Below are 20,420 nucleotides of genomic sequence, written 5' to 3'. Positions count from 1 at the left end.
CCCTATTCATGACAAGCTTATTAAAAACGCTCTTCACTTATGGGGGTGGGTCAATGCAAGCGTTTGCTCGGTTTTTTACGAAAACCCCATGTTTTGCGATAAAATCAGCGTATTGCGATTCGGGAAGCCCATGACAAACAAGAACCCCACCTTAAGCGATGTAGCGCGGGCCAGTGGCGTGCACTTTTCCACCGTCTCGCGCGTGATGAATCCGGAAACGCGGCAAAAGGTCAGCGTGGAAGTGGCCAAGCGCGTGCTGGCCGAAGCGAACCGGCTGGGCTACCGCCCGAACCGGGCCGCCTCGACCCTGGTCACGCGCAAGTCGCGCATCATCGGCGTGGTCTTGCCCGACATAACCAATGCCGTCTTTCCGCCCATCTTGCTGGGCATCGAAGAAGGCTTGCGCAAGCATGGCTATCTGGCGATCGTCGCCAACGTGGGTGCCGATGAAGAAGAACAATTGTTTGTCATCAACCGCCTGCTGGGGCAGCAAGTCGATGGCCTGATCCTGGCCACCGCGCGCCGCCACGACCCTGTTATCAAGATGTGCATCGACCAGAACGTGCCGGTGGTCACCGTGAACCGCAGCGATGAAACGGGCGTCGCTTCCTGCGTCGTCAGCGATGACCTGGTCGGCATGCGGCTGGCCGTGGAACATTTGCTGGCGCTGGGCCACCGCCATATCGCGCACATCGCCGGCCCGGAAAACCTGTCCACCGGCCATGTGCGCCGGCTCGGTTTCCTGGCGGCCATCCAGGCCAGCGAACTCGATCCCTCGCAGGCCTTCGTGTTTGAAAGCAGCGGTTATTCGCGCGAATGCGGCAAGGCGGCCTTGCTGGAATTGCTGCGCCAGTCGCCGCAAACGACGGCGGTGGTGGCCGGCAGCGACCTGGTGGCCATCGGCTGCTACGACGCCATCCGCGAACTGGGCTTGAATTGCCCCGAAGACATTTCCGTGGTGGGCCATAATGACATGCCGTATATGGACCTGATACGGCCGCCGCTCAGCACCATCCGCATCCGCCACCACGGCATCGGCACGGAGGCAGCCCGCTTGATACTGCAAACCATCGAATCGCCCGAGTCTTCCGTGCTGGACGTGCGTTTGAAACCTGAGCTGGTGGTGCGCGAATCGACGGCGCCACCGCGGGCCTGAGCCTGTTTTTGCGGCGATAGCGCCATCGCAAGGTGGTACACTGCGGCCTTCAACGTATTTTGCCCCTCTATCGCCATGACTAAAACCAAAACGCCTCCCACCAAACGCCGCGAAGAGGGTGTCGCCAAGCTGACCGTCAATCCCTTTCTCGACGCCGATTTTTACGCGCGCATGCGCGACTACACGGAACGCGATGCGGCCATCATCAAGGAATTGAAGGCGATTGCCGAAATCCGCGCCGGCAACAAGCAGCCCGATCCCCGCCTGGCGCCATCGCTGGACGCCTTGCGCAGCACGGTCAAGAAAGGCTTGAGTTTCGGCGACATGCTGGACCGCATCGCAGCCGGCAAGGAAAAAGGCTTGTGGGAACCGTGGATGAGCACTTTCGGCATCGAAATTCGCTCCGTCAACTATGGCGCCGGCCCGCGCAACGCCTGCCTGGTGCTGGACCTGGCCGCCAACGCTCCCGCACACGCCATGTTCGCCAAGGCCGGCGTGCAAAACTGGCGCAGCCTGGCCGCCGATGACTGTTCCGTCGTGCGCTCGGAAAAAGCCACTGAAACCACGCCCTTGAAAGTGTATGCGGTGTTTTACCTGGATCCGGCTGCCGAATAAGTCTGTTGTTCAGCCCGCTGGCGCCAAGTCAGCGGGTAGTTTCCATCTTCCCCGATATGCCGCGCTGTTTCGCCAGCCGCAGCGCCGCCGTTCTCTCCTCATCCTGCTACTCCGGACTATCGTTTCTGACTACAGTCTGCATGCCTCTTTTACATTTAATTTCTACCATAATGGTTTAATTTAAACCTTAATGGGTTTGTTTGTGCTCGAGCGGAGATTCTCGCCCCTGCCCGATCCTCGGGACAATTTTTCCTATAAGGCATAGAACTTGGACATGACTCACAAAACCGACATCGCTCCCTCGTTACGCGTCCCGCCCGCCGTATGGCCGGGCGTGCTGATCTACCTCGCTTACATGGCCATGTTTTACGCGGTCTTCGTTCTGGTTGGCATCGATTATGCGCATATCAGCGCGAGCGCCGATACGCTGCTGGGCATCATCGCGGTGACGGTCGTCATCATCGTGCTGGCCCGCGAGCGGCGTGCCGCTTGAGCATCCATCCAACTCAGCGGCTGGCGCTGAGTTTTGTGTAGCCATCCGCGAGTGCATCGAGCAACTGGCGCACGGCCGGCACCATGCCGCGCCGGGTGGGAAACACGGCGTGCACCAGCCCCGCTTTTGATGCCAGCTCAGGCAGCAATTGCTGCAGCTGGCCGCTGCGCAGTGCGTCGTCGACCAATTCCCTGGGCAGCATGGCCACGCCGACGCCCAGCACCGCGGCCGTCCGCAAGCTCGATAAATCATCGGTCGCCAGTCGCGGGCGATGCTCGAGCGAGTACGCCTGGCCGTTGCCATCGTATAGTTTCCAGGTATGGCGCTCACGGTTGCTGGCCAGGCTTAGGGTCTGCCAGTCCTGCAATGACGCCAGCGATGCCACGGCGCCATGGCGTGCGCTCAAGGCCGGGCTGGCCACCAGGATAAAGGTCGACAGTCCCAGCTTGCGCACTGCCAGCTCGCTATCTTCCAGCGGCGGTATCCTGACGCGCAGCGCAATATCGAGCCCCTCTTCGATCACATCGACCAGGCGGTTGCTGGCATCGACCAGCACTTGTACCTCGGGGTAGGCCAGCGCGTAGCGCGAAATGATGTCGGCCACGCCTGAGCTCAGCAAGGCGACCGGGCAACTGATGCGCACCGTGCCTTGCGGCGTGGTGCGGGTTTGATCGATGATTTCCCTGGCCGCCTTCGATTCGGCCACCAGCGCCAGGCAGTGCAGATGAAACTGCCGCCCGGTTTCCGTCAGCGACAGGCTGCGGCTGGTGCGGTTCAGCAGCCGCACGCCCAGTTCCTCTTCCAGCGCCCGCACGCGGCGGCTCAGTTTCGACGTTTGCAAGCCCAGTGAGCGCGCCGCCGCCGTAAAGCTGCCGTGCGTCACGACTTCCGCAAAAAGTCGCAGATCGTTGAGGTCTGAAATGTGGTCCACACGCGCTACCTTCTTCCAATAGATTGACATCATTCTATTGTGAGCAACGATGCTTTGCAAATCAGGAGATATGCAAGCGATCGTTGCGATCCTAAGATGCTTCCTATCGCAACGTTATGACTAGGCAGGAGAGCAAATGATTTCTCATCGACGCTGGGACGCACTGGACAAAGCCGATCTGGCCTGGCTGCGTGCCCGCTATCACTTTCAGGTGCGTCCCGATGCGACGCAGGGGCATGTTCCGTTGGGCCCGCTCATCGTCTGGAATGACGATGAGATTGCGCCAGGTTCCGGCTTCCCCCTGCATGGCCACCGTGACGTGGAAATCGTCACCTATGTACGCCAGGGAACGCTAAGCCACCGCGACAACCTGGGCTCGGAAGGCTTGCTGCACGCCGGCGATGTGCAGGTGATGAGCGCAGGCACGGGCATCCGCCACACGGAGTTCAATCAGGGGGAGGAGCCGCTGAGGCTATACCAGATCTGGTTGTTGCCACGTGAAGCAGGGGGCTTGCCTGCCTGGGATAGCCGGGCTTTTCCCCTCAATGACCGCTCGGGCCGCTTTGCCGTGCTTGCCAGTGGCTACGCACAAGACAAGGGCGCCATGACGATCCGGGCCGATGCCCGTTTGCTGTGCGCCACCTTAAAGGCTGGCGAAAGGGTGCAGCAGCCTTTGCAGGCAGCGCAGCAGGCTTATCTGGTGGTGGCGTCCGGCCGCATCGAAGTCGAAGGGGAGGTCATGGAGCCACTCGACGGGGCGGTCATCACGCAACTGGCCGCGATGGACATTCTTGCACTGGAAGATACGGAACTGGTCATGGTGGAAACCGGTTGAGGCTGACTTTATCCACTGATTTTTTATTTTGATATTTTTTTACACTTAAGGAGCTGATGATGGAAAACCAAAAATACTTGCCGTTGCTGGGCCGCATCTTGATCGGTGCGCCATTCCTGATGAGTGGCCTGGGCAAGCTGGCCGCGCATGACGGCACGGTAGCGTATATCGCTTCCACTGGCTTGCCGGCGGCATCCCTGGCCTATATCGCCGCCGTAGTGGTGGAAGTGGGCGGTGGCCTGCTGCTATTGACAGGTTACCAGGCCCGCCTGGCCTCGCTGATCATGGCGCTGTTCAGCCTGGCGACGGCGCTGGTATTTCACCATAACTTTGCCGACCAGAACCAGATGATCCATTTCCTGAAGAATGTGATGATGGCGGGCGGACTCTTGCAGATCACTTACTTTGGCGCCGGTGCTTTTAGTCTCGATGCCCGCTCCCAGAAAAGCAGCGCGCACAAGCCTGCCTTGCGCACGAACTGAGTCCGTGGAGGGGCTGCAATGCGGCGTATGCTTGATAGATGTTCTACATCAAAATCACGTCGTATTGCTCTTGATGGTAGGCGCGCTCCACCTGTAGTGAAATCTTCTTGCCGATGAAGTCGCCCAGCATGGCCAGGTGTTGTGATTCTTCTTCGAGGAAGAGGTCGACCACTTCCTGCGAGGCGAGGATGCGGAATTCGCGGGGGTTGAATTGCTTGGCTTCCCGCAGCAGTTCGCGCAGGATTTCATAGCAGATGGTGCGCGAAGTCTTGACTTGCCCCTTGCCGGCGCAGGCGGGGCAGGGTTCGCAGAGGATGTGGGCCAGCGACTCGCGGGTGCGCTTGCGCGTCATTTCCACCAGGCCCAATGGCGAGAAATTGCTGACCGAGACCTTGGTGCGGTCGCGCGACAGGGTGCGTTTCAGTTCGGCCAGCACGGCATTCTTGTGCTCGGCATTATCCATGTCGATGAAGTCGAGGATGATGATGCCGCCCAGGTTGCGCAGGCGCAGCTGGCGCGCGATGGCGTGCGCCGCTTCCAGGTTGGTCTTGAAGATGGTGTCGGCGAAGTTGCGGCCGCCGACAAAACCGCCCGTGTTGACGTCGATGGTGGTCATCGCTTCGGTCTGGTCGACGATCAGGTAACCGCCTGATTTGAGGTCCACGCGACGGCCCAGTGCGCGCAGGATTTCTTCTTCCACGCCGTACAGGTCGAACAGCGGACGCTCGCCCGTGTAGTGCTGCAAGCGCGTCAATTCGCTGGGGGTGTAGATTTCCGCGAACTCGCGCAGTTTTACGTAGTTTTCGCGCGAATCGACCTGGATGGTGGCCGTTTCATCGCCGACGAAATCGCGCAGCACGCGCTGCGCCAGGTTCAAGTCCTGGTGCAGCAGGCTGGTGGCCGGGCGCGTGCGCGCGCCGTGCACGATGGTGCTCCAGGTCTTGCGCAGATAATCCACGTCGGCTTTCAGGTCGGCGTCGGAGGCGTCTTCCGCCATCGTGCGCACGATGTAGCCGCCTTTTTCATCGGCGGGCAGCAGGCTTTGCAAACGCGTGCGCAGCAGTTCGCGCTCCGCTTCCTTTTCAATTTTCTGCGAGATGCCGATATGCTTGTCTTGCGGCAGATACACCAGCATGCGTCCGGCGATGGAAATCTGCGTCGACAGGCGGGCACCCTTGGTGCCGATGGGATCCTTGATCACTTGTACCGTCAGCACCTGGCCATCGAACAAAATCTTTTCAATCGGCGCCGGCGTGGCGTTCTGGCCGTCGTGGCCGCGTGCTTCCCAGATGTCGGCCACGTGCAGAAAGGCGGCGCGCTCCAGGCCGATATCGATAAAGGCCGATTGCATGCCGGGCAATACCCGCACCACTTTGCCGGAGTACACATTGCCGGCCAGGCCGCGCGTGAGCGTGCGCTCGATGTGCAGCTCTTGCACGGCGCCCTGCAGGATCAGGGCGACGCGGGTTTCTTGCGGAGTGATATTGATCAGGATGTCTTCGTTCATGTAGGCGCAGAAGTAGATGGAACGAATGACATCATACAGGGTTCAGGGCAGGGGCAAACCCGCTTGTCGCAGTAATTGTGCCGTCTCGTACAGGGGCAGGCCCATGATGCCGGAATGGCTGCCTTCAATATGCTCGACGAACAGCGCGGCGCTGCCCTGGATGCCGTAGGCGCCAGCCTTGTCATAGGGCTCGGGCGTGTCGCAATAGGCGGCAATCGAGGCGGGCGTGAGCACAGCAAAACGCACTTGTGAAATCTGCGTGCGCTGCTCGGCCATGCCTTCGGCGTGCACGGCGATCGAGGTAAACACCTGGTGCGTGCGGCCCGACAGCCTGCGCAGCATGTCTTGCGCTTCGGCGCGGTCGGCAGGTTTGCCGAGTATCTCGCCGTCGATGGTGACGGTGGTGTCGGCCGCCAGCACGGGGCGTGGCGGCAGGCGCCGCATGGCCAGCACTGTTAATGCAAACGCGGCTTTTTCATTGGCGACGCGCGCCACGTAGTCGAGTGCGGATTCGCCAGGCCAGACTTCTTCGGTGACGTCGGCGCCGCGCGGGCCGTCGCTGCGCAGCAGCAGCAATTCAAAATCGATGCCGATCTGTTGCAGCAGTTCGCGCCGGCGCGGGCTTTTCGAGGCGAGATAGATCTTCTTGTCGGCCAGTTGCATGAGGAATTCAGACGCGATGATAGGGATGGTTTTGCGTGATGGACCAGGCGCGGTAGAGCTGCTCGGCGAGGATCACGCGCACCACGCCATGCGGTAGGGTCATGCTGGAAATACGCAGCATGCCTTCGGCGCGCGCTTTCAGTTCGGGATCGAGGCCATCGGCGCCGCCGATCAGGAAAGCCGTGTCACGGCCATCCTGCTGCCACGCCATCAATTGCTGCGACAGGCCGACGCTGGTCAGGTCCTTGCCGCGTTCATCGAGGGCGATGATGCGCACGCCTTTCGGCAGCACGGCTTCGATGCGTTCGCGTTCCAGCGCCATCGCGGTGGCGGCGGTCTTGCTGCCGGAACGCTCAACGGGCTTGATTTCTTTCAGCACGATGCGCAATTCCGGCGGCATGCGCTTCGCGTATTCCGCGAAGCCCGTCTCTATCCAGGCCGGCATTTTATGGCCAACCGCAGCAATGATGAGCTGCATCGAGGCTTACGCTTCGACTTTTTTGATACGCTTGATCACGGTTTTTGCCGGTGCTGCATCCGCTGCCGGTTTGGCCGCGCGTGGGGCGCGTACTTTTTTCTCTGGCAGCGCTTTCAGGGCTTTGACGGCAGCCGCCTCGGTCTTGGTTGGCGCGACTTTCACGGTTTTGCCGACAGCTTTGGAAGCGACGGCTTTTTTGGCTGGCGCTTTCTTGGCGGCGGACGCTGCCGTGGTTTTCTTGGCCGGTGTTTTTTTCTCGATCACTGGCGATGCTTCGACCTTGGCCTTGCTTGCTGCCAGATGGCCGCTGACTTTCTTCGGCTCGTCGCCGGCGGCTTTTTTCGGCGCACGCTTGGCGGCGCCCAGCTTGATCGGTGTGTCGCCCCAGATTTCTTCCAGGCGGTAGTAGGCGCGGATAGGTGCTTGCATGATGTGGACGATCATGTCGCCCAAGTCAACCAGTACCCATTCACCGGTGTCTTCACCTTCCATGCCGATGATGTCGCCACCGGCTTCCTTGACCTTGTCGCGCACCGAGGCGGCCAGCGCCTTGGTTTGACGGTTCGAAGTACCCGAGACGATCGCGATGCGGTCGAACAGGCTGGTCAGGTGACTCGTTTCGAAGACAGCGATGTCCTGGCCTTTGACGTCTTCAAGGGCGTCAACGACGAGAGTTTGCAGTTTTTTGATGTCCATTTAGCTTTTGTATAAATTATGTTGTTCAATATAGTCTAGCACTAGCGGGGAAACAAGCGAGTTCGCCCGCGTCCCACCGTGTAATGCCGCACGTATTTCGGTGGCGGAGATATCCACCGCGAAGTCTTGTGCCAGATAAGTCAGACCGTGCGGCGTGTTGCGGATGCGTTCCAGCGTGCCCAGGCGGCGCGAAAATTCGTCGGCGACCACCTGCGGCATTGCTGTGTCATTCAGCGCGAAGCCGGGGCGGGCCGCGACGCAAAAATGAGCGTATTCAAATAATTGCTGCCATTCGCGCCATGTCGCGAGCCGCTGCAGCTGGTCGGCGCCCATCAGGAAAACGATGGAAACCTGCGGCCCCAGTTCGGTCCGCACCTGGCGCAAGGTATCGATGGAGTAGGTCGCCAGGCCCTGTTCGCTGCGCTCGATTTCCTGGCAATCTATCGTGACCGGTACCGTCAAGCCGGCAAAGGCCAGGGCCGCCATCTCGGCGCGTTGCTGGCCGCTGGCGCCCAGGCTGCCTTTTTGCCAGGGTGCGCCGGTCGGTATCACGCGCAGCATATCGGCTTGCAGCAGGCTGGCAAAATAGGCGCCCAGCGCAACGTGACCATCATGTACCGGATCGTAGCTGCCGCCCAGCAGCGCCACACACGCCGTGCTAACTTCGGTCACGCCTTGAGCCAGTCGCGATGCACCAGGAAGTCAGTATACAGCGCCGCTTCGGGACTGCCTGCTTCCGGATGCCAATCATAGCGCCATTTGACGATGGGCGGCATCGACATCAGGATCGCTTCCGTGCGTCCGCCCGACTGCAGGCCGAACAATGTGCCGCGGTCGAACACCAGGTTGAATTCCACGTAGCGGCCGCGCCGGTAAGCCTGGAAATCGCGTTCGCGCTCGCCATACGGCGTGTCCTTGCGGCGCGCCAGGATCGGCACGTAGGCTGGCACAAAAGCGTCGCCCACGCTGCGCAGCATAGCAAAGCTCTGTTCGAAACTGGCGGCGTTGAAATCGTCGAAGAAGATCCCACCCGCGCCGCGCGCTTCGCGCCTGTGCTTCAGGTAGAAATACTCATCGCACCATTGCTTGAACTTCGGATGCAGCTCCTCGCCAAACGGTGCCAGCGCATCGTGGCACACCTGGTGGAAATGCTTCACGTCGTCCGTATCGCCATAGTAGGGAGTCAGGTCCATGCCGCCGCCAAACCACCATACCGGTTCATCGCTGGCATTTACGGTGCTGAAAAAACGCACATTCATGTGCACCGTCGGCGCATACGGATTACGCGGATGCAGCACCAGCGACACGCCCATCGCTTCCCATGGCTTGTCTTTCAATTCCGGGCGCGCGGCAGCAGCCGATGGCGGCAATGCGGCGCCGGTCACGTGCGAAAAATTCACGCCGCCACGCTCGAATACATGTCCTTCTTCAATCAGCCGCGAAATACCGCCGCCGCCTTCGGGGCGCTGCCAGCTATCGGTCAAAAACGGCTTGCCATCCTGCGCTTCGAGCGCCTGCACGATACGGCTTTGCAAATCAAGCAGATAGGCTTTGACTGCCGAAGGAGAGGGAGTTGACGACATCGCACGGGCCGACGAGGCCGAAGTGAAAAAGTAAGGACGGATTGTACCCTGTTGCGGGTTTTTGTGATAGGCCGGGCTGGGGAGCTGTGGCTAAACAGGGAGAATCCGTGGGGAGCGCGCCTTGCGACGCGCTCCATGCCATCTTAATGTTTCAAGCCGCGCCAGCCGATGTCGCGGCGGTATTGCGCGCCGTCGAAATGGATTTTTTCCACCGTTTCATAGGCCTGTTTTTGCGCCATCTTGACGCTGTCGCCCAGGCCGACCACGCACAGCACGCGCCCGCCATTGGTCACCAGGCGTTCATCAACGATACGGGTGCCCGCATGGAAGGTGACGGAGTCTGGCGTTTCAGCCGGGATGTCGCCGATAGCCGCGCCCTTGACAGGGTCGTCCGGGTAGCCGGCGGCGGCCATCACCACGCCCACGGCGGTGCGGCGGTCCCATTCCAGTTCCACCGCGTCCAGGGTGCCGTTGACGGCGTGTTCCATGACGGTGACCAGGTCTGTTTTCAGACGGGCCATGATCGGTTGCGTTTCCGGGTCGCCCATGCGGCAGTTGAATTCCAGCGTTCTTGGCGTGCCCTTGTCGTCGATCATCAGGCCGGCGTACAGGAAGCCCGTAAACGTGATGCCATCCTTGGCCATGCCCTGTATCGTCGGAACGATAATTTCGCGCATCACGCGCGCATGCATGGCTGGCGTGACGATAGGGGCAGGCGAGTAAGCGCCCATGCCGCCCGTGTTCGGGCCCAGGTCATGGTCTTTCAGGCGTTTGTGGTCCTGGCTGGTGGCCAGCGGCAGAATGTTCTTGCCATCGCACATGACGATGAAGCTGGCTTCTTCGCCGGCCAGGAATTCTTCGATGACGATGCGCGCGCCGGCGTCGCCGAACTGGTTATCAGCGAGCATCATGTCGACTGCCTGATGCGCTTCTTCCAGGGTCATGGCGACCACCACGCCCTTGCCGGCGGCCAGGCCGTCAGCCTTGATGACGATGGGCGCACCCATGGCGTCGACGTAGGCGTGCGCAGGCGCGACGTCGGAAAACGTCTGGTAGGCAGCCGTCGGAATGCCGTGGCGCTGCATGAAGGCCTTGGCGAAGTCTTTCGACGATTCCAGTTGCGCCGCCTCTTTGGTCGGGCCAAAGATTTTCAGACCGCGCGAGCGGAACAGGTTGACGATGCCGGCGGCCAGCGGTACTTCAGGGCCGACCACGGTCAGGCCGATGTGTTCCTTCTGAACGAAGTCGGCCAGCAATTGCGGGTCGCTGATGTCGAGATTGACCAGGCGCGCATCGCGCGCGGTGCCGCCATTGCCCGGAGCGACATACACCATCTGTATGCGTTCGGACTGGGCCAGTTTCCAGGCCAGTGCGTGTTCGCGGCCGCCAGAGCCGACTACCAGAATTTTCATAGGGAAGCTTCGTTCAGTGTAGGTTGCAGGGCAGCGTCGCCGCCCTTGGATGATTGCTTAGTTTTCGATCAGGGCGTTGGTAAAGACCTCTTGCACGTCGTCCAGCAATTCCAGCGCATCGATCAGCTTTTGCATCTTGATCGCGTCGTCGCCCGTGTAGACGGTTTCCGTTGCCGGTTTCATGATCACTTCGGCCACTTCAGCCTTGAAGCCGGCCGCTTCCAGCGCTTCCTTGACGGTGGCGAAATCGTGTACGGGGGTCAGCACTTCGAAGCCGCCTTCTTCATCGGCGATGACGTCTTCGGCGCCCGCTTCCAGGGCCGCTTCCATCAGCTTGTCTTCGTCGGTGCCCGGTGCGAACAGCAGCTGGCCGCAGTGCTGGAACATGAATGCGACCGAGCCTTCGTTGCCCATATTGCCGCCGTTCTTGTTGAAGGCATTGCGTACCTCGGCCACCGTGCGCACGCGGTTGTCCGTCATGCATTCGACGATGACGGCTGCGCCGCCCACGCCGTAGCCTTCGTAGCGGACTTCTTCATAGTTGGCGCCATCGACGCCGCCGCTGCCGCGGTTGATCGCGCGCTGGACGTTGTCTTTAGGCATGTTGGCGTCAGCCGCCTTGTCCACCGCCAGGCGCAAACGCGGATTGGCTGCGATATCGGCGCCGCCCATGCGGGCCGCGACCGTGATTTCCTTGATCAGGCGCGTCCATATTTTGCCGCGCTTGGCATCCGTGGCAGCTTTTTTATGCTTGATGTTGGCCCATTTGCTATGTCCTGCCATGTCGAATCTTCCTTAGACGGGGGTTCAATTGTGGCCGACATTTTAGCATATCAGCACCTCTCAAAGCGGCATGGGGCGGTCATCAAGCCGACACATTCTGTTGCTAGAGTGACGCGCTTTCGGTACACATTGGGAACTGAGTATCATGGCAAGTCATATGGATAGGCGGCAATTCCTGAAATTCGGCGGCGCATTGAGCGGTTTTCTTACCGTTTCGGTGGCCACGGCGGGCCTGGCCGGCTGCGCCAGCCTGATGCAGGGCGATGATGGCGTGCCGCTGGCGGCGGGCGCCGACTGGGCTTTCCCGCAAAGCGTGGCGTCCGGCGACCCGCGCCCGGACAGCGCCATGCTGTGGACGCGCGTGGTGCCGGCCAGCGTTGATCCTGCCGGGGCCGTCCTGCCTGGTGGCGTGCCGGTGGCCGTGCGCCTGATCGTGGTCGCTGTCGACAATACGGCTCTGCTGGGCAGCAATACAGCCCTGGCTGGCAGACCCATCGTCGACGCCAGCCTGCCCTTGAAGGCCGAGTTTGACAACACCGTGCGCCACAAGGTGACGGGCTTGCAAGCAGGTCAAGTGTATTTTTACCAATTCATCGCCGGCGACGTGCGCTCGAACGTGGGCCGCTTCAAGACGGCGCCCGCCGCCACGGCAGACGTGGCGCAATTGCAGTTTGCCTACCTGACTTGCCAGGACTGGAGCGTCAACCACTGGGGCGCGCTGGCGCATATCGCAGAGCATGAACAGCTCGATTTCATCGTCCACCTGGGCGATTACATCTATGAAACCGTGGGTGAGGCCTTCCAGAGCGGCGCCGTGGAAGGTCGCCACGATCAGTTGAAGTTTCCTGATGGCACTTTCATGCATGGACAGTCGGGCGCCCAGTACGCCACCACCGTGGCCGATTACCGTTATCTGTATAAAAAATACCGCAGCGACACACGCTTGCAAGCCGTGCATGAGCGTTTTGCCTTCATCGCCATCTGGGACGACCATGAATTCACGGACGACGCCTGGCAAGATGCATCGACCTATGAAGGCATCACGGCGGCTGATGGCAGCGATTTGCACCAGCCCAACCGCCGCCGTGGCGCCAGCCAGGCCTGGTTTGAATACATGCCGGCCGACATCATGTTCGACGCCGACGCCAGCGGTTTCCAGAATATCCGCATTTACCGCGATTTCCAGTTTGGCCAGTTGATGCAGCTGGTGATGACGGACGAGCGCCTGTACCGTGCCGACCACATCATTCCCGAAGCCACCATCAACCCGGCCACCGGCAAGCCGCTGGGCAGCATCGGCAGCCGTTATCTGGTATCGCAGCCTGTCTTCGACAGCATCGAAGCACAAAAGATGGCCGCTGCCAGCAAGGCGGGAGCCGATCCGCTCGCGGCCGTGGGCATGCTGGGCACCACCCAGCGCGCGTGGTGGAAAAGCAAGATGAAGGCATCGACCGCCACCTGGAAGCTGTGGGGCAATGAAGTGTCCCTGCTGCGCATGGGCCTGAATGGCAGCGAGATGGTCGCCACCCTGCTGGCGCTGGACGCGATGCCCAAACTGGCCCAGTCCATCAGCAATATCTTGCAAAGCGATGGCCATAGCGTGCCCCTGGCTTCGGCCATCGTTGCTGCTTCCACGGCAGGCGCATCGGCGAGTTTGGCGCAGGCAGCGGCCAAGGCGATCGCTGGCGCTGCCGGGAATGCCGATGCGCAACATGCCGCTGCCCTGGGCGCCGGCCTGAACCCGGCCCGGGCTGGCATCACAGTGGCGGCCTACAATTGCGCTACACCGGTAGCCGCCGCGCAAGTGATCGCCTTTGGCTACATCAAGCCCGACGTGCTGGCCAACAAGGCGGCCTCGCGCTTTGTGGTGGAAACAGGACAGCAAGCGGGCATGGCGCCGTTTTTTACACGCTTCCTGCTCAATTGCGACCAGTGGGATGGCTATAACAGCGAGCGCAAGGCCTTGATGGCGTATCTGAAAAACAACGCCATCGACAACGTGGTGGCCATTACCGGGGACATCCATTCCTTCTTTGCCGGCACCGTCAATGACGATTTCGATGCAGCTGGCGGTGGCACACCTGTGATCGTCGACCTGGTAACGGCGGGCGTCAGCTCGGATTCCTTCTTCAGCTATTTCAACGCAGCCGCCGGCAAGCTGGGCGCGATCAGCGCCATGGTGCGTTATCCGCTGGACATTCCCGTGACGGGCGTTGGCAGCGTGCATGTCGATGTCAACCTGCTCGACTACACCATGGGCAAGGCCGCGCCCAGCGTGGACAGTTTGCTGGAACAGGTGCGGGTGCAGCTGCAAGGGGCATTGGCCGCCAAGGGCGTACCCGAGGCGCAGCTGGCTGCCACGGTGGTGGCCGTGCTGCCGGGCTTGAGAGCAAGCACTGACTTCAATGCCAGCTTGCTGGGGCTGGCGCAGCAACTGTCCGGCCTGGGCAACAACCCCTGGCTCAAGCATGTCAATACGGATGCGCAGGGCTACACGGTGGTCACCCTGACACCCGGCAAACTGGTGGCGCAGTTCAAGCAGGTTAACAAGCTGGTGGCTGGCAAGGCGCCGGCGGAGGTGATTGCGCGGGTGACGACGGCAACGGTGAGCGCGGGAACGGTGGCGGTAGTCATCTCGTCATGAGACCGCCTTTGCCTTTTGCCATTACAATCCTGGGATGAGCTCCAGTTCCCCATCCACCTCCTCCCCATCCGTTTCCCGTTCCGTCTATCTCGGTGGCTTGACCATCGCGGTAGGCGGGGCGGTGCTGTTTTCCACCAAGGCCATCGTTGCAAAGCTGCTGTACCGCTATCAGATCGACGCCGTCACCCTGATCGCCTTCAGGATGATTTTTTCCTTGCCCGTGTTTGCCGTGATCGCTTACTGGCAGATGCGCACCGAGCCGCCGCTGTCCAATGGCGACCGCCTGCGTTTGATCGGCCTCGGGCTGGTTGGCTATTATCTGTCCAGTTATCTCGATTTCCTGGGCCTGCAATATATTTCCGTGGGCCTGGAACGGCTGATTTTATTCCTCACGCCCACTTTTGTGCTCCTGATTACCACCGTGTATTTCAAGCAGACCATCAGCCGCTTGCAGTGGCTGGCATTGTTCACCTCGTATTGCGGCATCGTGCTGGTGTTCGTGCATGATTTGCAGGGTGGCGCCAGCAATGTGGCGCTGGGTTCGACCCTGGTGCTGGGTTCGGCTTGCGCCTATGCCGTCTACCTGCTGGGCTCGGGCGAACTGGTAAAGCGCATCGGCTCCATGCGCCTGGTCAGCTATGCCATGTGCGTGGCCAGTTTTGCCTGCATCGCCCAGTTCTTCATCCTGCGCCCCGTGGGGCTGCTGATACAGCCCACGGCCGTGTATGGCTTGTCTTTGATCAACGGTATTTTTTGTACGGTAATGCCCGTCTTCATGACCATGATCGCCGTCGAACGCATCGGCGCGCCGGTCGCTTCGCAGGCTGGCATGATAGGCCCCGTCTCGACCTTGTTCCTGGGCGCCATGATTCTCGATGAACCGATTACCAACTGGCAATTGGCTGGTACCAGCCTGGTACTGGCCGGCATTTACATGCTGTCGAAGAAGAAGTAATTTCCTTATTCCTACACCTCACGGACCCATCATGAAAACACGCATCGCCCTGATTGCCCACGACAAGAAAAAAGATGACATGATTACCCTGGCGGGCGAATACCTGGACTTCCTGCAAGGTTGTGAACTGTCGGCCACGGGCACCACGGGTGGCCGTTTGATCAGCGAACTGGGCTTGACGGTCGAGCGCAAGCATTCGGGTCCGTTTGGCGGCGACTTGCAGATCGGCTCCATGCTGGTGGAAGGCTTGATCGATTGCGTGATCTTCCTGCGCGACCCGATGACGCCGCAGCCGCATGAACCGGACATCAACGCTCTGGTACGCGCCTGCGACGTGCACAACGTGGCTTGCGCAACGAATCTGTCGACGGCGCATCTGGTGCTGTCGCAATTGCAATTGCAGGCCAGGGCAGCGGCCTGATTTTAAGGAGATCATCATGAGCGCTACGATTACTACCAAGGCCATCCGCATACAGCGCGTAGGCGGTCCCGAAGTGATGGAGTATGTTGACGTGGAACTGCCGCCGCCCGGCCCGGGCGAGGCGCGCGTTAAGCATGAAGCCATCGGCCTGAACTTTATCGATGTGTATTTCCGCACCGGCCTGTATCCGCAACCGCTGCCTTCGGGCCTGGGTGTCGAAGGCGCGGGCATCGTCGAGGCGGTGGGCGAGGGCGTCACCGAAGTGAAGGTGGGCGACCGCGTGGCTTACGCAGCGCGCATCAATGGCGCTTACGCCCAGCAGCGCAACTTGCCCGCGGCCTTGCTGCTGGTGCTGCCCGAGCGCATCGGCTTCGATACGGCCGCCGCCATGATGCTGCAAGGCTTGACGGTGCAATACCTGTTCCACCGCACGGTGGCGCTGAAGGCCGGTGACACGGTGCTGTTCCACGCAGCCGCTGGCGGCGTCGGCCTGATAGCCTGCCAATGGGCGAAGGTGCTGGGCGTGAATTTGATCGGCACGGCTGGTTCCGATGAAAAAGTAGCGCTGGCCAAGGCGCATGGCGCGACCCACGTCATTAACTACAACACGGAAAACTTCGTCGAGCGCGTGCGCGAGATCACGGGCGGCAAGGGCGTCTCTGTGGTCTACGATTCCATCGGCAAGGATACCTTTATCGGTTCGCTCGATTGCCTGGCGCCGCTGGGCATGATGGTCAGCTTCGGCAATGCGTCCGGCCCGGTGCCGCCATTTTCTTTGACGGAACTGGCCTCGCGCGGCTCGCTGTTCATCACGCGCCCTGCGCTGTTCAGCTATGCATCGAACCGCAACAACCTGGAAGAGATGGCCACCTCGCTGTTTGGCGTGGTCAATAGCGGCGAAGTGAAGATCGAGATCAAGCAGCGCTACAACCTGGCCAATATCGCCCAGGCACATACCGACCTGGAAGCGCGCAAGACTACCGGTTCCACCATCATCCTGCCATGAGCGGCAGCGGTGAGGGTTCCCCCAAATTCGGTCGCCTGCTGATCGTTCTGATACTGGCTGTAGGGCTGATCGGCGTGATCACCTTGTCGGCTGAAGCGTATTACTCCTAGATGTACAGACGTAAAAAAAACCGGCTCGCGGGCCGGTTTTTTTGAACGCTACAATTTATTCCACTTTAACTTCGACCTTGCGAGGAACCCCGCTACGTCCTGGGAAGTCGGCAAAGGCACTGGCCACCATCGCTGGCATCACTTGCGGCGTGGCGCGCTTGGTGCTCGACGATTGCACGGTGACGTCATACAGTTTCTTGCCGTTGCGGTCATCAATCGTCACGCGCAGTTCGCGTTCGTATTTGTGGCGTATGCTCTCTTCCATGTCCATCGGGCCGTAGCCATAGAAAGGACTGTAGCCGAAGCGGCCGTAGCCTGGCCATGCGCCGTAGCGGTAGCCATAACGGCCAGGCCAGTAGCCGGGACCATAAAAGAAGGGGTCGGCAGCTTGCAGCACGCGCTCAGGGAAGTCGGTGGTGGAAAAGCCCATCGACACGCGCAGGTTGGCGCTGTCAGGACCGGACGCTTCGCCAAAACCCTGTTTCGCCAGTTCGGCGCGCACCAGATTCTGGTAGTTGCGGTATTCCAGCGTATCGTTCTCTGGCGATGGCGTGACGAACACATACGATTTATCCTGCAGATTTGCCGGCCACTCGTGGAAGGCCGTCACATCGCTGCTGATAGTGGTGGCGCAACCGGTCAATAACACGGTCAGCGCGGTCATTAAAATAGCCAGGTATCTCATTGCATGATCTCCTACACAAAAGATGCAATACATTAGTAGACGCAATTCATCGACTTGTAGTGTAAGACTACGCCATTCCATTGCCATTCATTATTACAGATTGTTACCCGGTATGTACTGGGGTAAGCAAATCTCAAGTTAGCCGCTGGAATTGCCTGCGAATCAGGCACTGGCGGGCTGGTATTGGTAAAATAGGGCTTCGCCCCCCGCTCCCACTCAAATCCCTATGCGCACAGACAGCCCTCAGACGATTTATCGCAAAGACTACACGCCGCCCAGCTTCCTGGTCGACAGTGTCGAACTTGGTTTTGATCTCGACCCCGCCCGTACGATAGTGGCGAGCCGTATCAGCATGCGCCACAACCCGGCCAGCAAGAGCCGCAGCATCGAATTGCACGGCGAACATATCGAACTGGTGCAAGTGCGCCTGAACGGCAAGGTATTGAAGCCATCGCAGTACAAGTTAACAGCCAGCAGCCTGACGATACCGAAAGCGCCCGACGAGGTGCAGCTCGACATCGAAACTGTGCTGTCGCCGCAAGACAATACCTCGCTGTCCGGCCTGTACGTGTCTAACCATAATTTCTTCACGCAATGCGAAGCGGAAGGTTTCCGCCGCATTACTTTCTTCCCGGACCGCCCGGACGTGATGGCGAAATACACCGTCATGTTGCGTGCCGACAAGGAACAATACCCGGTGCTGCTGTCGAACGGTAATCTGATCGAAGAGGGCGACCTCGGCGATGGCCGTCATTACGCCAAATGGGAAGACCCGTTCAAGAAGCCATCCTACCTGTTCGCGCTGGTTGCCGCCCGCCTGGTCTGCCAGGAAGAGCGCTACAGCCTGAAGTCGGGCCGCGAAGTACTGCTGCAAGTGTGGGTGGAAGACGGCAATCTCGACAAGACCGATTACGCCATGCAGTCGCTGAAGAACAGCATCGCCTGGGATGAAGAGCGTTTCGGCCTGGAGCTGGACCTGGACCGCTTCATGATCGTCGCCGTGGGCGACTTCAATATGGGCGCGATGGAAAACAAGGGCCTGAACATCTTCAACACCAAGTATGTGCTGGCCAATTCGCGCGTGGCAACCGACGTCGATTACGCAGGCATCGAAGCGGTGGTGGGCCATGAATACTTCCACAACTGGACCGGCAACCGCGTGACGTGCCGCGACTGGTTCCAGCTGTCGCTGAAAGAAGGCTTGACGGTATTTCGCGACCAGGAATTCTCGGCCGACATGATAGGCACGGACACCGGCCGCGCCGTCACGCGTATCGACCAGGTGCGCACCTTGCGCCAGGCGCAATTCCCCGAAGACGCGGGCCCGATGGCGCACCCGGTGCGTCCCGATTCCTTTGTCGAGATCAATAATTTTTATACGGTGACGATCTACGAAAAAGGCGCGGAAGTGGTACGCATGTACCAGACCCTGGTGGGCCGCGATGGTTTCCGCAAGGGCATGGACCTGTACTTCGAGCGGCATGATGGCCAGGCCGTGCAGTGCGACGATTTCCGCGCCGCCATGGCCGACGCGAATGGCCGCGACTTCAGCCAGTTCGAGCGCTGGTACAGCCAGGCCGGCACGCCGGTGCTGAGAGCTTCCACCCAGTACGACGCTGCCAGCAAGACGTTTAGCTTGACCCTCACGCAAAGCTGCCCCGCCACGCCAGGCCAGGCAGAAAAACTGCCTTTCCATATCCCCGTCACGGTGGGCTTGCTGGGCCAGGATGGCCGCGACCTGCCGCTGCAGGTGGAGGGTGTGGATGCTGACGGCGCCACCAGCATCGTGCTGGAATTGACGCAGGCCTCGCAAACCTTCCGTTTCACGGGCGTGGACGAAGCGCCGGTGCCATCGCTGCTGCGCGATTTCTCGGCGCCCGTGGTGCTGGAATACGATTACAGCGATGCCGAACTGCTGCATCTGTTCCGCCACGACAGCGACCCAGTCAACCGCTGGGAAGCAGGCCAGCGCCTGGCGATGGAGCGTTTGCTGAAACTGACGGCTGCCGTGGCTACCGGAGAAACGCTGGAACTGGACGAGACCTTTATCGAAGCGCAGCGCGCGCTGCTGGCCGACGAGACGTTGGATGCGGCCTTCCGCGAACTGGCCTTGATTTTGCCGTCCGAGACCATCATCGCCGAACGTTTGGCCCACGTCGATCCGCAAGCGATCCACGCGGCCCGTCAGTTCATGCGCCGCACCCTGGCAGCGGCCCTGAAGCCGGAATTACTCGCGCAATACCACGCCAACCAGACGCCGGGCGAATACAGCCCCGACGCCCTGTCGGCCGGCAAGCGCGCGCTGAAGAACCTGGCCTTGTCCTATCTGCTGATCGCGCCCGAAGCAGCCGAACTGGTATTGGCGCAGCAGCAGTTCGACAGCGCCGGCAATATGACCGACCGCGCAGCCGCCTTGGGCGCTCTGATACATTCCGGTTCGGCCAGCCACGCGCAAGCGGCGCTGGCCAGCTTCTATGCCGACTTTGAAAACGAAGCGCTGGTGATCGACAAGTGGTTCGCCATGCAGGCAGCTGCACCGACCACCAACGTGGATGGCGTGCGCAAGCTGATGACGCACAGCGCCTTCACCTTGAAAAATCCTAACCGCGCGCGCAGCCTGATCTTCAATTTCACCAATGGCAACCCATCGCAATTCCACGCGCCAGATGGCAGCGGCTACGCCTACTGGGCCGAGCAGGTGATCGCGCTCGACGCCCTGAACCCGCAAGTAGCCGCCCGCCTGGCGCGCTCCATGGACCGCTGGCGCCGTTACGTGCCGGCCCTGCAAAACCATATGCGGACGGCGCTGGAAAAAGTCGCCGGCCAGGCCAGCCTGTCGAATGACGTGCGGGAAGTGGTCAGCAAGGCATTGGCAAATTAATTCAACCGACGGCTGATTACGGGGTCAGACCCTTCGGGTCTGACCCCAGCATTTGCCTTGGGTTACGCAAAAAATAAACACTAA

General features: G+C 60.4%; 20 protein-coding genes. 10 read left to right on the top strand and 10 right to left on the bottom strand.

Annotated elements, in window-relative coordinates:
• Positions 1-130 precede the first annotated feature (130 nt).
• The 3 genes from HDE72_RS12420 (at position 131) to HDE72_RS12410 (ending at position 2,264) form a co-directional block, all read left to right on the top strand.
• A complete protein-coding gene (locus tag HDE72_RS12420) occupies positions 131-1,156 on the top strand; it encodes a LacI family DNA-binding transcriptional regulator (protein WP_183741211.1) in 1,026 nt (341 codons plus the stop codon).
• 75 nt (positions 1,157-1,231) lie between these two features.
• Positions 1,232-1,771 (top strand): hypothetical protein, encoded by a 540-nt coding sequence (locus HDE72_RS12415; protein ID WP_183741209.1) that lies wholly within the window; start codon positions 1,232-1,234, stop codon positions 1,769-1,771.
• A 274-nt stretch (positions 1,772-2,045) separates the two neighbouring features.
• The gene (locus HDE72_RS12410) at positions 2,046-2,264 is read left to right on the top strand and encodes a hypothetical protein (protein ID WP_183741207.1); all 219 of its coding nucleotides are present in this window, start codon (positions 2,046-2,048) and stop codon (positions 2,262-2,264) included.
• Between the two features lie 13 nt (positions 2,265-2,277).
• On the opposite strand, the gene HDE72_RS12405 is transcribed toward HDE72_RS12410, so the two are convergent.
• A complete protein-coding gene (locus HDE72_RS12405) occupies positions 2,278-3,195 on the bottom strand; it encodes a LysR substrate-binding domain-containing protein (RefSeq protein WP_183741205.1) in 918 nt (305 codons plus the stop codon).
• A gap of 136 nt (positions 3,196-3,331) precedes the next feature.
• Between HDE72_RS12405 and HDE72_RS12400 the strand changes: the two genes are divergently transcribed.
• A complete protein-coding gene (locus tag HDE72_RS12400; RefSeq protein ID WP_183741203.1) occupies positions 3,332-4,030 on the top strand; it encodes a pirin family protein in 699 nt (232 codons plus the stop codon).
• 59 nt (positions 4,031-4,089) lie between these two features.
• The gene (locus tag HDE72_RS12395) at positions 4,090-4,512 is read left to right on the top strand and encodes a DoxX family protein (RefSeq protein WP_183741338.1); all 423 of its coding nucleotides are present in this window, start codon (positions 4,090-4,092) and stop codon (positions 4,510-4,512) included.
• 43 nt (positions 4,513-4,555) lie between these two features.
• Here HDE72_RS12395 and rng read toward each other — a convergent pair whose 3' ends face one another.
• The 8 genes from rng to HDE72_RS12355 all read right to left on the bottom strand — a co-directional run bounded on the left by rng (position 4,556) and on the right by HDE72_RS12355 (position 11,634).
• Positions 4,556-6,019 (bottom strand): ribonuclease G, encoded by a 1,464-nt coding sequence (gene rng / locus HDE72_RS12390; protein ID WP_183741194.1) that lies wholly within the window; start codon positions 6,017-6,019, stop codon positions 4,556-4,558.
• Between the two features lie 42 nt (positions 6,020-6,061).
• Positions 6,062-6,682 (bottom strand): Maf family protein, encoded by a 621-nt coding sequence (locus tag HDE72_RS12385; RefSeq protein ID WP_183741192.1) that lies wholly within the window; start codon positions 6,680-6,682, stop codon positions 6,062-6,064.
• 7 nt (positions 6,683-6,689) lie between these two features.
• Entirely contained in the window at positions 6,690-7,160 is a 471-nt protein-coding gene (gene rlmH, locus HDE72_RS12380) for a 23S rRNA (pseudouridine(1915)-N(3))-methyltransferase RlmH (protein ID WP_183675424.1), read from the bottom strand.
• A 6-nt stretch (positions 7,161-7,166) separates the two neighbouring features.
• A complete protein-coding gene (gene rsfS / locus HDE72_RS12375; RefSeq protein ID WP_183741190.1) occupies positions 7,167-7,856 on the bottom strand; it encodes a ribosome silencing factor in 690 nt (229 codons plus the stop codon).
• Positions 7,857-8,528 carry a nicotinate (nicotinamide) nucleotide adenylyltransferase gene (nadD, locus tag HDE72_RS12370; protein ID WP_183741179.1) on the bottom strand — a complete coding sequence of 224 codons (672 nt, stop codon included), beginning with the start codon at positions 8,526-8,528 and terminating at the stop codon, positions 7,857-7,859.
• Positions 8,525-9,439 (bottom strand): oxygen-dependent coproporphyrinogen oxidase, encoded by a 915-nt coding sequence (hemF, locus tag HDE72_RS12365; RefSeq protein WP_183741176.1) that lies wholly within the window; start codon positions 9,437-9,439, stop codon positions 8,525-8,527. The genes nadD and hemF overlap by 4 nt, the downstream gene beginning before the upstream one ends.
• A gap of 143 nt (positions 9,440-9,582) precedes the next feature.
• Complete coding sequence (gene purD, locus HDE72_RS12360; RefSeq protein WP_183741174.1) at positions 9,583-10,851, bottom strand: phosphoribosylamine--glycine ligase; 1,269 nt, start codon at positions 10,849-10,851, stop codon at positions 9,583-9,585.
• A 57-nt stretch (positions 10,852-10,908) separates the two neighbouring features.
• The gene (locus HDE72_RS12355; protein ID WP_183741172.1) at positions 10,909-11,634 is read right to left on the bottom strand and encodes a YebC/PmpR family DNA-binding transcriptional regulator; all 726 of its coding nucleotides are present in this window, start codon (positions 11,632-11,634) and stop codon (positions 10,909-10,911) included.
• A gap of 157 nt (positions 11,635-11,791) precedes the next feature.
• On the opposite strand from HDE72_RS12355, the gene HDE72_RS12350 reads away from it, so the two are divergent.
• Genes HDE72_RS12350 through HDE72_RS12335 form a run of 4 tightly spaced genes read left to right on the top strand, consistent with a single transcriptional unit; the run spans position 11,792 to position 16,660 of the window.
• Entirely contained in the window at positions 11,792-14,278 is a 2,487-nt protein-coding gene (locus HDE72_RS12350; protein WP_183741170.1) for an alkaline phosphatase D family protein, read from the top strand.
• A gap of 34 nt (positions 14,279-14,312) precedes the next feature.
• Positions 14,313-15,233, top strand: coding sequence for a DMT family transporter (locus tag HDE72_RS12345; RefSeq protein ID WP_183741168.1), 921 nt, complete (start codon positions 14,313-14,315; stop codon positions 15,231-15,233).
• A gap of 31 nt (positions 15,234-15,264) precedes the next feature.
• Positions 15,265-15,654 carry a methylglyoxal synthase gene (locus tag HDE72_RS12340; RefSeq protein ID WP_183675442.1) on the top strand — a complete coding sequence of 130 codons (390 nt, stop codon included), beginning with the start codon at positions 15,265-15,267 and terminating at the stop codon, positions 15,652-15,654.
• A gap of 16 nt (positions 15,655-15,670) precedes the next feature.
• The gene (locus HDE72_RS12335; protein ID WP_183741166.1) at positions 15,671-16,660 is read left to right on the top strand and encodes a quinone oxidoreductase family protein; all 990 of its coding nucleotides are present in this window, start codon (positions 15,671-15,673) and stop codon (positions 16,658-16,660) included.
• Positions 16,661-16,825: 165 nt separating this feature from the next.
• On the opposite strand, the gene HDE72_RS12330 is transcribed toward HDE72_RS12335, so the two are convergent.
• Positions 16,826-17,434, bottom strand: a complete 609-nt coding sequence (locus tag HDE72_RS12330; RefSeq protein ID WP_260176652.1) for a DUF4136 domain-containing protein — start codon at positions 17,432-17,434, stop codon at positions 16,826-16,828.
• A gap of 247 nt (positions 17,435-17,681) precedes the next feature.
• On the opposite strand from HDE72_RS12330, the gene pepN reads away from it, so the two are divergent.
• Positions 17,682-20,336 carry an aminopeptidase N gene (gene pepN, locus HDE72_RS12325; RefSeq protein ID WP_183741162.1) on the top strand — a complete coding sequence of 885 codons (2,655 nt, stop codon included), beginning with the start codon at positions 17,682-17,684 and terminating at the stop codon, positions 20,334-20,336.
• Positions 20,337-20,420: the final 84 nt, after the last annotated feature.

Origin of the sequence: Janthinobacterium saanense, from assembly GCF_014200675.1 — a bacterium.
In the GTDB taxonomy this organism is placed as follows: domain Bacteria; phylum Pseudomonadota; class Gammaproteobacteria; order Burkholderiales; family Burkholderiaceae_D; genus Janthinobacterium.
The sequence above is the reverse complement of the archived record's forward strand: the minus strand, read 5'-3'. Positions and strand labels throughout refer to the sequence as shown.